Raw genomic sequence first — 12,295 nt, forward strand, 5'->3', positions numbered from 1 at the left:
TGCGGGCTGGCGCGCCGCGCGGCCGTGAGGCGATGCTCGCCTCCGCGGCCGCGCGGCGCCCTCGGTCCGTCCGTCAGCGGTTCGCGCAGTATCCGAAGCTGGTGTTCGAGCCGGGCCCGAGCTTGGCGTTCCACGTTCCGGAGAACACGAAGTTGGTGCTCGTCGCCTCGGCCTTGACGTTCCAGCTGTTGTAGATGGTGCCCTCCTTGGGCACATAGAGCGTCCACGTGACCTCGCGGTTCTCCTTGTTCGTCAGCTTGACGTCCTTGCAGTACCCGCTGGACCACGACGTGGACGTGGTGATGCTGACGTCGATATTGCCGCCCTCGACGCGAACGCCGGTCCCGGTGGTGCCGCCGCCGGAGCCGCCGCTGCCGCCGGAGCCACCGGAGCCGCCGCTGCCGCCGGAGCCGCCGCTGCCCCCGCCGCTGCTGCTGCTGCTCGTGGTCGTCGAGCTGCTGCTGGAGCTGCTGCTGCTGCTGGAGCTGCTGCTGCTGCTGGAGCTGCCGCCCTTCACGCTGGCGATGAAGCGGTCGTAGGCGGCGACGTCGCCGGTCTGCGAGAGCATGACGATCGCGACGCCCATGTCGACGGCCTTGGCGACGTTGCTTGCGTTCAGCCAGGTGGTGTCGACGTTGATCGGGCCGCCGCCGAACGTGTACGCGTCGACGATGACGAGCGGCAGGGCGAGCGCCTGCGTGATCTCGCGGTAGGTGAAGTTGTCGATCTTGCCCTCGGTGAACGGGAACTGCTTGCCCGTGAGGCCGACGTACTTGACCACGCTGCGGTCCCAGCCGTCGTAGAAGTCGCCGACCGAGGAGGCCCACTTGGTGGCTCCCGGGCTGAACCACGGGCTGAAGTCGATGACCACCTTGCACGACGGGCAGCCGGAGCGGATGGCGCCGAGGATCTGGTTCATGAAGTTGTCGGACTCCGTCTCGGTGAGCGCGTTCTGCTGCGCCGTCTGCGAGAACTGGTACCAGTCTGGCTCGATGTGGATGAGCGCCTCGACCGACCGCCCGCCGAAGGACGCGTTGATCCCCTGCGCCGCCTGCTTGTAGGCGTCCACCATCTTGCCGATGTTGCTGCGCACGTACGCCGCGCCCTTCTGGCAGAGCGGCGCGCCGGCGTCGCCGTCGCAGTCGCGGTCGGACCCGAGCCCCTTCTTCGTCATGTCCGTGGCGATGTAGCCGAAGAAGTAGGGGGTCTTCCCCTGGTTGACGATCTGCTGAAGCTTGCTCTTATGTGTGGAAGTGAAGCCGTTCGACTGAAGCCAGTCGCCCACGGCGACCACGTCGACGTTGGCCGGCCCGGACGAGGGCGGCGACCAGGTCTGGCTCCACTGCGGAGCAACGCCGAAGCGCATCTGCGACGCCGCCGCGGCTGCTGCGACCTCATCGGCGAAAATCTCGTTCTCTTCCGAGACGCTGGAGCCGTCGTCCGCGGCGACGATGCACCCGCCGAGCGCGGCGAGCATGCACGAGACCGCCCCAGCACCGAAAAGCGAACCCTTGATCTTCGTCATTGCGTCAATCTCCAAGTGGCCGAGCGGCTCGGCGCCGCGTCGGATTTTTCTCACTCCCGAGCGCCAGCATCGGCTTGGCGCGGGGCACGCGTTGAAGGTGCCAGGGCGACTGCAACGACCGGGCCATCGATCTCTCGAGATCGGCAAACGCCGATTCGTGCGCAGATTTTCGACGGTGCCTGTCCGCGAGAGATGGTGAGTGACCGATGGAGTGGATCGCCGATCCGGGGCACGGACGATCCACCGCGAAGACCCTGATTCCATTGGGAAAAGCGCGGGAAAAACGCGGGGAAAGCGCGGGAAAACAGGGGAAAGTTCGCGCAAACACTGGAGAATGCGACCGTGGCAAAGGGCCACATCAGGGGATCACGACTCGGGTGCTCGGCGCGGCGCGCACCCACGAACGTCCGCTGTCTCACCGGGAGAGGCGCCATCTCGCGCGCCGGTAGCAGAAGATTCCATGAAAGAGATCTTGGGGTCGCAGTCTGGCAGCAATATTCGAGCTGACGACGCTCGGTCTCGCCGGATCACATCGCGCATGTCTGACATGTGCCGACATGTAAGATCTGTTCGGCGCTCGGCAAAAGCGCTTGAATTGCGAGGTGGCGCTGGATAGGATGTGCGTCTTTTATCCAGCTCGGCACTCCGGTAGTCTGCGCCGCATGAACGCGAACTGTGGAGTGGAGCGATGAGCGCGCCCGCGCTCATCGAGATCGAGGACGCCGAGGTGTACCGCGGCGATACGCGCGTCTTCGAGGGGCTGTCGCTGCGCATCGAGCAGGGGGAGAGCACCGCGATCCTCGGGCCCAACGGGGCCGGGAAGTCGACGCTGCTCCGGCTGCTCTCGAGGGAGATCTATCCGGTCCACCGCGAGGGCTCGGGCATGCGGATCCTCGGTCGCGAAAGGTGGGAGGTGTTCGCCCTCCGGCGCAGGTTGGGGCTCGTGTCGTACGAGCTGCAGATGTCCTATCCGCGGGAGGTGCGGGGGCTCGACGTGGTGCTCTCCGGCTTCTTCGCGAGCGCCGGGCTGCACGAGCACCAGCCGCCGACCGGCGCGCAGCGCGGGCGGGCCGAGGAGGTGCTCCGCGAGCTCGGCGTGGCGCACCTCGGGGGCAAGCCGATCGCGGAGATGTCCGCCGGCGAGCAGCGGCGCTGCCTGCTCGGGCGCGCGCTCGTGCACGACCCGGAGGCGCTCGTGCTCGACGAGCCGACCACCAGCCTCGACCTGAAGGCCGCGTTCGAGCTCGTCGACCTGTTCAGGCGCCTCGTGCGGAACGGGAAGACGCTGATCCTTGTGACGCACCACGTGCAGGAGATCCCGCCCGAGATCGAGCGGGTCGTCCTGCTGAGAAAAGGCCGCATCTTCGCCGACGGCCCGAAGCGCGAGGTGCTGACCGATGAGAACCTGTCGCGCCTGTTCGACGTGCCGCTCTCCGTGGTCGAGCGCGACGGCTTCTATCAGGTCTTCCCCCGCTCCCCGTGATCCACGGCGCTCTCGTGGCGCGCGTTCGCCGGAGAGGACCGATCTCAAATCATCTTCATAGAAAGCGGTAGGCCCCCAGAGAGGGTGTCCTCGGCGCGGGGTGGGGGATGGGCCGATGTCTGAGCCTGAAACATGAGTCATCCGGCTTGCCGGATGGCTCATGTTTCAGGCGAGTTCGGCGGGGCCCCCACCCCGCGCCGAGGACACCCTCTCTGGGGACCGGGCATTTCATCGAAGCCCCCCTTCGGGCTACCCGATCTCCACCTTGCTCCACATGTCCCGCCGCATCCGCTCCTTGCGCCGGTCGGTGCGGGTCACGAGGCGCGCCGCGCCCCACGCGGCGAGCAGCTGGCCCTCCTGGCCGAGGCCGGGCAGCACGCTCCGGCCGACGAGCAGCGTGCGCTCGATCGGCCCGCGGATCGGCTCGCCCGCGAGCCCGAGGTAGCCGGGCGGGTCGACCTCGAGCTGGCGGACCATCGGCTCCGCGCCCGGGGCCGCGCCCTTCAGGGCGGCGCGCTCGATGAGGCGGCGGCGCTGGCCGTCGTAGAGCCACACGGGCAGGCCGTCGTGCACCGAGTCGACGAGCACGAGGTGACGCTCGAGGAAGGGGAGCTCGGCCGTGAGCGCGTCGAGCACCGCCTGGCGCGCCTCGAGCAGCGACAGCGGGCTCCGGTCGGGGAGCAGGATCTCCGCCACGAGCAGCGTTTCGGTCGACGGCGGCGGGAGATCGCAGCGCTGGAGGTGGATCACGGGGCGCCCCGGCCCGGACGGCCGCGTGGCGCGCGGCGAGCTCGGCCGCCCGCCGGAGGCGTCGCCCGGCGCGCGCGGCGGCGGAGGGACGAGCGAGCGGCCGGCAGGCACGGACGGGAAGGGGAGCAGGAGCGACTCGGGGCCGAGCGGCTCGGGCAGGCCCTCGCGGCGCACGATGAGCGACACGACGAAGCGGCCGACCGAGGAGGTGATGCGCGGCCACTCGCGCAGGGCGCGCTTGTGGATGCCCTCGCCGCCCGAGAGGCTCGCGAGCGTCTCGCCATCCATGTCGGTGATGACGAAGCTGCTGCCGTTCGGGTGGTCGTCGCCGTCGAGGACGACCCCCGCGGCGGTGCCGCGGCGGACGTGGACCGACGCGGCGCGCTCGTCGAGGAGGCAGCGGCCGCCGTGGGCGAGGATGCGCTCGACGAGGAACTCCTCGAGCTCCTCCTCGCCGCGCGGGAGCATCATCAGCCCGCGCGTCCACGCCCCGTGTAGGCGCGCCACCGCGAAGGGGGGCGGGAGCGCCGAGAGATCCGTGGCGAAGAGGACGGACTGCGTGACGATCGAGCGGAACAGGTGGCCGCGCGGGAACTCGACGAGCAGGTCGGCGTCGGGCTCGGCGCGCGCGTAGGGGAGCATGGCGGCGTAGCGCGCGGTCTCGCGCCGCTCCCAGAACGTGCCCGGCGGCCAGAGGGCGTCGTGCGAGAACGCGTCGTCGGCGGCGCCGTTCACGTGGGCGAGCTCGGCGTAGAGCTCGTCGACGACGCGCCGGAGCTCGGGGAACTCGCGGTCGATCTCGCGGCCGAAGAGGACCATGTCGGGCGGCACGTCGAGGCGCCGGCGCGGCGCGACGACCTGCAGCATGGGCATGGCCGGGACGATGCGGCGCTTCCAGGTCTGCGACTGGGCGAGCTCGACGAGGAAGCGGCGCCACGCGGGCGAGGGCTCGGCGAGCATGGTGAAGGCGCGCCGGCGCAGGACGTGCTGGTCGAGGCGGTAGGTGGGCGGGCGCTCGCCGTGCCCGACGACCATGACGGTGAAGTCGCGCCGCGCGAGGAGCGCCGCGGCGGTGAGCGCGCCGATGGAGCGGCCGAGGACGATGACGTCGTAGTGCTTGTGGATCACGCCCCTTCCCCGACCTGTTCGGGCGCGCGGCCGCCCTCGGCGAGCCCGAGCGCGGTGTCGACGCCGGCGATCGTCGCGCGCGCGCGCCCGCCCGGCGCGGCGGGCGGCGCGACCCGGAGGCGCCCCTCGGCGATCCACGAGAGGGCGCGGACGAGCAGGGCGTGCTCCTGGACGAGGATGCGCGCGGCGAGGGTGTCGCGGTCGTCCCCGTCGAGGACGGGGACGGCGGCCTGCGCGAGGATGGGCCCGGTGTCGGTGCCGGTGTCCACGAGGTGGACGGTGCAGCCGGTGATGCGTACGCCGTGATCGAGCGCCTGTTGCTGGGCGTCCACGCCGGGGAAGGAGGGCAGGAGCGAGGGGTGGATGTTGACGACCCGGTGCGGGAAGGCGTCGAGGAAGGTCGGCGTGAGCAGGCGCATGAAGCCGGCGAGGACGACCCAGGCCGCGCCCGCCTCGCGGAGGGCGGCGACGACGGCGGCGTCGAAGCTGTCGCGATCGGCGAACCCCTGGTGCTGGATGATGCGCGTCGGGATGCCGGCGCGCTCGGCGCGCGCGAGGCCCGCGGCGCCGGGCCGGTTCGAGAGGACGAGCCGCACGCGGGCGTCGAGGCGGCCGGCGGCGATGGCGTCGAGGATCGCCTGGAGGTTCGAGCCGCGGCCGGAGATGAGGACGCCGAGATCGAGGGGGGGCATGGGGGGCAGATACTACGGCGGGGGCGGGCGCGGGAGAGATCCGGGGCGGCCGGGGCCGCGCGGCCGGCCGGCTCCGGAGCGGAGGCCCCCGCCCCGGGGCGAGGGCGCGCTGCCCTTCGCGCGGGCGGCGCAAATGCGCTGCGGCTCGCCGCGGAGCGTCGCTTGCGGCCTCGCCGCGGTCGCCTATCCTCAGCCCATGGTCGCCGTCGCTCCGCTGTCCGAGCCCTTGGCACCCCTGTCCGAGCCCTTGGCACCCCCGTCCGGCCAGGGCGAGCAACGCTTCGTGATGTCCAACGTCTCCTGGGACGAGTACGTCGCGCTGCGCAAGCTGCTCGACGATCACCCGGGGCTGCGGATGACCTACTGCGAAGGGGTGCTCGAGCTCATGAGCCCGTCGGCGGACCACGAGGATGTCAAGACGCGCATCGGGCGCCTCGTCGAGCTGTGGGCGCTCGCGCGCCGGGCTCGGCTCTACGGCTACGGCTCGACCACGTACCGCCGCAAGGCGAGGCAGCGCGGCCTGGAGCCCGACGAGTGTTACTGCGTCGGCAAGGTGAACAAGAAGCGGCCCGACATCGCGATCGAGGTGTTCATCACGAGCGGCGGCATCGACAAGCTCGACGTCTATCGGGGGCTCGGGGTGCCCGAGGTGTGGATCTGGAAGGACGGACGCATCTCCGTCCACCGGCTGGGGGAGGGCGGGTACGAGTCGATCGAGCGGAGCGGGATGCTCCCCGAGCTCGATCTGGAAGAGCTCGCGGAATGCGCGCGGATTCCCGATCAAGCGGACGCGGTCGACGCCTACTGGGCGCGGCTGAATCGCGGGGGATGAGCGGCGAACGCCGCCCCGCCGGGGGTCGGCCCCCGCGGGTCGGCCACCTACCAATGCCGCGCCGCTCGGGTTAGGGTGGCGCCGCCACGATGTCGGAACGCCCGCCCGAGACGACCCTGACCCCCGAAGAGGCCGCGAAGCAGCGGGCGGTGTCCTACCTCGGGCGGGTCATCTCGAAGCGCTACCGCATCGACGAGGTCATCGCGATGGGCGGCATGGGCGCGGTCTACCGCGGCGAGCACGTGCACATGCACAAGCGCGTCGCGATCAAGATCCTGCACCCGGACACCGAGCGGCTCCCCGAGCTCGTGCAGCGCTTCGAGCGCGAGGCGATCGCCGGCGCCCACATCCAGCACCGGAACGTCGCGACCGCGACCGATTTCGGCGAGGCGGAGGACGGCTCGTTCTTCCTGGTCCTGGAGTACGTCCGCGGCACGACGCTCCACGAGATCATCCGGCGGGGGCCGATGCCCGCGGCGCGCGCCGCCGTGATCGCCCGGCAGCTCGCGGCCGCCCTCGGGGCGACCCACGCGATGAGCATCGTCCACCGCGATGTGAAGCCGCGCAACGTGATGGTCGTCGAGCCGCAGGGCGACCTCGTGAAGCTCATCGACTTCGGCCTCGCGAAGGTGAGCGTCGATCAGCTGCGCCGCTCCGTCGCGTCGCCGGAGTCGACGCGGATGGAGGGGGAGCCGCTCCCGGTCCGGCTCACCACGGCCGGGGTGATCTTCGGGACGATCGCCTACCTCGCCCCCGAGTCGGCGCTCGGGATGGATTTCGTCGACGAGCGCGCGGACCTCTACGCCCTCGGTCTGATCTTTTACGAGATGCTGGCCGGCAAGCACCCGTTCCTGGCCAAGGATCCGGTCGAGCTCTTCAACCAGCAGCGCAGCGCGCCCGTCCCGGCGATCGCCGAGCACGCGCCCGGCGTCGCGGTCCCGCCGGCCATCGAGGCGGTCGTGCGGCGGCTCCTCGAGAAGCAGCCGCGCGCCCGCTTCGAGAGCGCAGCCGAGCTGATCGCGGCGCTCGACGCGGCGTGCGCGGCGTCGGGGATCGCGATGGACGAGCCCAGGGCGGAGATGGGGTCGAGGGCCGAGATGACGTCGGTGCCCGCGATCGGCGAGGCGGCGCGGGTGCCGAGCAACCGGCCGCCAAGCGCGGCGATCGGCGAGGCGGCGCGGGTGCCGAGCAACCGTCCGCCGCCGCTGCCCAGCGCCGCGCCGCCGCGCGAGCCGAGCAACCGTCCGCCGCCGCTGCCCAGCGCCGGGCCGCCGCGCGAGCCGGAGACGGACTCAGGCGGCTCTTCGGCGATCGTCCTCGGGGATTCGTGCCTGGTCTCGCTGACGGATGTCGTAGACGAGCTGGAGCCGGCCGCGCAGCGGGCAGCCGGCGAGCCGGCCGCCGGCGGCGCGAGCGCGCCGGAGCCGGCGTGCGGGAGCGATGGGGCGCCGGCGGAGGGGACGGCGCAGGTGGAGCCGGCGGAGGACGCCGACGAGGAAGACGCCGCCAGCTACTCGCGGCCGACGCCGGTGCGGAACACGCCGACGCTCGTCGCCGAGCTGACGCGCGACTCGCGCCCGACCGCGGTGGGCGGTGCGGCGTTCATGGCCCAGGTCGCCTTCTCGCGGCAGGAGAGCGCCGGCGATGCTGCTGCCGAGGTCGAGGCGGCGCCGCTGTCGAGCGACTCGCGTCCGACCGCGGTGGGCGGCGCGGCGTTCATGGCGCAGGTCGCCTTCTCGCGGGAAGAAGCCGCGCGCGATGCTGCTTCCGGGGCGGGTGCGCCTTCGCCGCGATCGGGGGAGCAGACCGCGTCGCAGGAGCCGGCGCCGCTGGTCTCGACGCCTCCGCCGGAGGAGGCACCGTCTCTCGCGGCAGCGGAGCCGGTACGGCCGCTGGAAGAGCCGGTGCCCGAAGAGCGGGAGGGATCGGCCTCCACGCGGCCACCGATGGGGGCGACGTCGCCCGAGCCGTCGGAGCGTGGCCGGTCGGCGCCCTCGCCGGAGAAGCCGTCGCAGCCGGGCACGGCGGAGCTGACAGCGCCCGCGGGGGAGCGGACGTCGTCGAAGCCGCCATCGTCGCCCGCAGCAGGGCCGGCGTCATCGAAGCCGCCGCCGGCGTCCGCAGGGGAGCGAGCATCGTCGAAGCCGCCGTCGGCGTCCGCAGGGGAGCGGGCATCGTCGAAGCCGCCGTCGTCGCCCGCAGCAGAGCCGGCGTCATCGAAGCCGCCGTCGTCGCCCGCGGCGGAGGGGGCGCCGTCGAAGCCGCCGTCATCGCCGGCAGCGGAGGCTGCGCCGTCGAAGCCGCCGTCATCGCCGGCGGCGGAGGTTGCGCCGTCGAAGCCGCCGTCATCGCCGGCAGCAGAGGCCGCGCCGTCGAAGCCGCCGTCATCGCCGACAGCGGAGGCCGCGCCGTCGAAGCCGCCGTCATCGCCGGCAGCGGAGGCCGCGCCGTCGAAGCCGCCGTCATCACCGGCAGCGGAGGCCGCGCCGCCTCCGCCGCCGGCTCCCTCCGTGGAGGACCCCGCGTCGCCCGCGACGTCGCAGCCGCCGGAGAAGGCGCCGCCTCCCGCCGCAACATCGGCGTCGCCGTCGCCCGACGAGCCGCCTGCGAAGGAGGAGGACGCGCCCGCATCGGAGCCGACCTCCGAACGAATGAGCGGCTCGCGGCCTGCCTTCACCCCCACGCTGCTGCGGGAGCTGGAGGCCGCCGAGGCGGAGCGCATCGCCCGGGAGCGCGAGGAAGAAGCCAAGCGCAAGCTCGCCGAGGAGGCCGAGCGCGCCGCCAAGGAGCGCGAGGAAAAAGCCAGGCGCAAGCGCGCAGCCCGGGAGGCCCGCGCGTCGCGACGGCGCGACGAAGGCGCCGGCGGCCGCCTGGGCAGGCTCGCCCCGTACCTCGGCGGCGCCCTCATCGCTGTCGGCGCCATCGCTGCGCTCGCCAGCAGCGGGCGCGCCCCGCCCGAGCCGGAGCCCCAGCTCGGCCGGGCGGCGCCGGCCGCCAGCGCGCTCGCCACGAGCGAGCCCGACGCGGCCGCCGCCCCGGAGGTCTCCGGGCCCACCGCCGCGGCGCCCGAGGACGCTGCTCCGGCGACGCCCGCAGCGCCCGAGGCGCCTGTCGAGCCACCGCCCGACGAGGCGACCCGGAAGGCGCTCACCGACGCCGCCCGGGCGCGCCGGTGGGTGAAGGCCGCCGAGGCGCTCAACCTGCTCGCGGAGCGCGATCCGACCGCGCTCCGCGAGCGCCCGATCGCGATCGCGGCGCGCAACCTCGCCATCGCCATCTCGAAGACGGGCGAGGCGCTCGCCGACCAGGTCTTCGACGCGCTCGCGCGCCGGTTCGGGACCGCCGGCCTCGACGTGCTCTACGAGATCGTCGAGACCCGTGGCCGCTCCACCCCGGCCACCCGCGCGGCGAAGCTGCTCCGCGATCCGGAGGTCGCGGCCCGCGGGACGCCGGCCGTCCGGATCTCCTTCGAGCTGCGCGACGCCACTTGCGGCGAGAAGATGCCGTTCCTCGACCGCGCCGTCTCCGAGGGCGACCAGCGCACCCTGGTCGTGCTCGAGACGGCGGTGAGGCCCTGTTACACGAAGAACCGCACCATCGACGAGGCGATCAAGAAGCTGAGGGCGCGGCTCGAAGGCGGGTGAGCTCGCGCCGGCGCCCGGCTCCCCTCGGCCGCCGGGCCGGGCGGGGCGCTTGCGGGTACCGCGCCGGCTCCGGCGCCCTCAGCCGAACCGCACGCGCTCCTCGAAGGGCACGTCGCCGACGGGCACGATCTCGCCGAGCACCCACGCCCGCTCGCCGCTGGCGGCGAACGCCTCGATGGCCTTGTCGGCCGCCGCCTTGTCGACGACCGCGACCAGGCCGACGCCGAGGTTGAAGGTGCGCCGCATCTCGGCCTCGTCGACGGGCCCGCCGCGCTGGAGCAGCTGGAAGATCGCGGGCCGCTGGTAGGAGCCGAGGTCGAGCCGAGCGCCGAGCCCGTCCGGCAGCACGCGCGGGAGGTTGCCCGGCAGGCCGCCGCCGGTGATGTGCGACAGCCCGCGGACCGCATCGCCGCAGGCGGCGAGGAGCGCGGTGATGGCGCGGGCGTAGATCCGTGTTGGCGTGAGCAGCGCCTCGCCCACGGTGGCGCCGAGCTCGTCCACGCGGTCGCTCATCCGCAGCCCCATCTCCTTTTCGAGCACCCGCCGGGCGAGCGAGTAGCCATTGGAGTGCAGGCCGCTGGACGCCACGCCGATGACCGTGTCGCCGGAGGCGATGCGCTTTCCGTCGAGGATGCGCGAGCGCTCGACGACGCCGACGGCGAAGCCGGCGAGGTCGTACTCGCCGTCGGCGTACATGCCCGGCAGCTCGGCGGTCTCGCCGCCGATGAGCGCGCAGCCGGCCTGCTTGCAGCCCTCGGCGATGCCGCGCACCACGGCCTCGCCCACGTCGACGTCGAGCTTGCCGGTGGCGAAGTAGTCGAGGAAAAAGAGCGGTCGGGCGCCGACGGTCAGCACGTCGTTGACGCACATGGCGACGAGATCGATGCCGACGGTGTGGTGAACGCCGGTAGCGAAGGCGACCTTGAGCTTGGTGCCGACGCCATCGGTGCCGCTGACGAGCACCGGCTCGGAGAGCCCGCCCGGCAGCGCGCACAGGCCGGCGAAGCCGCCGACGTCGGCGAGCACCTCGGGGGTGCGCGTCGGCTTGGCGAGCCGCTTGATGCGCTCGACGAGCGCGTCCCCTGCATCGATATCGACCCCCGCTTCCCGGTATGTGACGCTCATGCGAGGCGCCATCCCATACCTCGGCGGCAAAGGGAAGCGGGCTCGCTCCGGCGAGGCCGCCGCCTCGTTCCCCGCGAGGCCGCCGCGCCTCCTCCCGGGCAGGCGACCGCGCCGCTCGCCACGACCGGCGAGCGCGGCGGCCTCCGGCAGAGGCACACTCCGCTGCGCCGCCGCCGCAGGGCGGCGCAGCGCCGCGCGTTCTCCCCGAGCGCGGCCGCTCCTTGCGCCGAGGGCCGTCGTCTGGCTGCCCACCGGTGCGCATGTCCGTTGCGCGTCCTTCCGCTTGCCGGTGCGACTTTCTCGCTGGATCTGACCATCTCCGGCCGACGTCGATTCTTCGCTGCAGCGCTGTCGTGAGCGGCTCTCCGGCCTTGTCTTCTGCGCCGCGGTCGACATCCTAGGCGCCCATGCCCGCCGCGCCCGATCCGCCGCCTGCCCTCGTCCTCGTCGCCGCCGCCGTGGTCATCGAGCGCGGCCGCGTGCTGCTCACGCAGCGCAAGGTGGGCGCCCACCTCGCGGGCGCGTGGGAGTTTCCGGGCGGCAAGGTCGAGGCCGGCGAGGATCCGCGGGACGCCCTCGTCCGCGAGCTGCGCGAGGAGATCGGCGTGGAGGCCCGCGTCGGCGACGTCGTGGAGGTGACCTATCACCGCTATCCGACGAAGCCGGTGCTGCTGCTCTTCTACGAGGCTTCCTTCGCCGATGGGTCTCCCGCTCCGGCGGCGCTCGACGTCGCCGCCGTGCGCTGGGCCGAGGTGACCGATCTCCGGGACGAGCTCTTCCCGCCCGCCGACGTCGCGGTGCTCGCCAAGGTGCGCGCGCGCCTCGCGGGAGCCTAGCCCGGCGTCGCCCGAGGGCGGATCGGCGGCGAGCCGCCGCGATCGTCGCTTCCAGTCAGGCTCGTGCGCCGAGGAGCTCCACGAACGGCTCCACCCAGGACATGAGCTTCGAGAAAGGGACGCCGCGCTGGGTGAGCAACGCCTCGAACGTGGCGGGCCCTCTGCTGAGCTTCACCCGCCATGCACGATGAAGCCATCGCCCATGACCAGGCGCAGGAGCAGGGGCGCCCATGGGGTGGCTCACTCTGCGGGGCTCGATGGTTTGTTAGGCATACTAACG

Annotated in this window: 8 protein-coding genes; 4 read left to right on the forward strand and 4 right to left on the reverse strand. The window is 72.8% G+C overall.

Annotated elements, in window-relative coordinates; genetic code table 11:
- Positions 1-73: 73 nt before the first annotated feature.
- Complete coding sequence (locus tag WMF20_RS47815; RefSeq protein ID WP_437608492.1) at positions 74-1,525, reverse strand: hypothetical protein; 1,452 nt, start codon at positions 1,523-1,525, stop codon at positions 74-76.
- A gap of 688 nt (positions 1,526-2,213) precedes the next feature.
- Here WMF20_RS47815 and WMF20_RS47820 point away from each other — a divergent pair.
- Entirely contained in the window at positions 2,214-3,008 is a 795-nt protein-coding gene (locus tag WMF20_RS47820) for an ABC transporter ATP-binding protein (protein WP_437608494.1), read from the forward strand.
- A gap of 249 nt (positions 3,009-3,257) precedes the next feature.
- Here WMF20_RS47820 and WMF20_RS47825 read toward each other — a convergent pair whose 3' ends face one another.
- The gene (locus tag WMF20_RS47825) at positions 3,258-4,886 is read right to left on the reverse strand and encodes an NAD(P)-binding protein (protein ID WP_437608496.1); all 1,629 of its coding nucleotides are present in this window, start codon (positions 4,884-4,886) and stop codon (positions 3,258-3,260) included.
- Entirely contained in the window at positions 4,883-5,578 is a 696-nt protein-coding gene (gene purN, locus WMF20_RS47830; protein WP_437608498.1) for a phosphoribosylglycinamide formyltransferase, read from the reverse strand. Before purN ends, WMF20_RS47825 begins: the two co-directional genes overlap by 4 nt.
- A gap of 286 nt (positions 5,579-5,864) precedes the next feature.
- Here purN and WMF20_RS47835 point away from each other — a divergent pair, with 286 nt between their 5' ends.
- Positions 5,865-6,410 carry a Uma2 family endonuclease gene (locus WMF20_RS47835; RefSeq protein ID WP_437608500.1) on the forward strand — a complete coding sequence of 182 codons (546 nt, stop codon included), beginning with the start codon at positions 5,865-5,867 and terminating at the stop codon, positions 6,408-6,410.
- Between the two features lie 89 nt (positions 6,411-6,499).
- A complete protein-coding gene (locus WMF20_RS47840) occupies positions 6,500-10,054 on the forward strand; it encodes a protein kinase domain-containing protein (protein WP_437608502.1) in 3,555 nt (1,184 codons plus the stop codon).
- Positions 10,055-10,132: 78 nt separating this feature from the next.
- Here the strand turns inward: WMF20_RS47840 and purM are convergent, their stop codons facing one another.
- On the reverse strand, positions 10,133-11,179 hold the full coding sequence (purM, locus tag WMF20_RS47845) for a phosphoribosylformylglycinamidine cyclo-ligase (protein WP_437608504.1): 1,047 nt from the start codon (positions 11,177-11,179) through the stop codon (positions 10,133-10,135).
- Between the two features lie 407 nt (positions 11,180-11,586).
- On the opposite strand from purM, the gene mutT reads away from it, so the two are divergent.
- Complete coding sequence (mutT, locus tag WMF20_RS47850; protein WP_437608506.1) at positions 11,587-12,015, forward strand: 8-oxo-dGTP diphosphatase MutT; 429 nt, start codon at positions 11,587-11,589, stop codon at positions 12,013-12,015.
- Positions 12,016-12,295: the final 280 nt, after the last annotated feature.

This window comes from Sorangium sp. So ce834 (genome assembly GCF_051521425.1).
Classification (GTDB): Bacteria; Myxococcota_A; Polyangia; order Polyangiales; family Polyangiaceae; genus Sorangium; species Sorangium cellulosum_D.

Bases quoted from the DNA above. Each gene is read 5' to 3' on its own strand.
- purM (WP_437608504.1), bottom strand. From the start codon at position 11,179: ATGAGCGTCACATACCGGGAAGCGGGGGTCGATATCGATGCAGGGGAC.
- WMF20_RS47820 (WP_437608494.1), top strand. From the start codon at position 2,214: ATGAGCGCGCCCGCGCTCATCGAGATCGAGGACGCCGAGGTGTACCGC.
- purN (WP_437608498.1), bottom strand. From the start codon at position 5,578: ATGCCCCCCCTCGATCTCGGCGTCCTCATCTCCGGCCGCGGCTCGAAC.
- WMF20_RS47815 (WP_437608492.1), bottom strand. From the start codon at position 1,525: ATGACGAAGATCAAGGGTTCGCTTTTCGGTGCTGGGGCGGTCTCGTGC.
- WMF20_RS47835 (WP_437608500.1), top strand. From the start codon at position 5,865: ATGTCCAACGTCTCCTGGGACGAGTACGTCGCGCTGCGCAAGCTGCTC.
- WMF20_RS47840 (WP_437608502.1), top strand. From the start codon at position 6,500: ATGTCGGAACGCCCGCCCGAGACGACCCTGACCCCCGAAGAGGCCGCG.
- mutT (WP_437608506.1), top strand. From the start codon at position 11,587: ATGCCCGCCGCGCCCGATCCGCCGCCTGCCCTCGTCCTCGTCGCCGCC.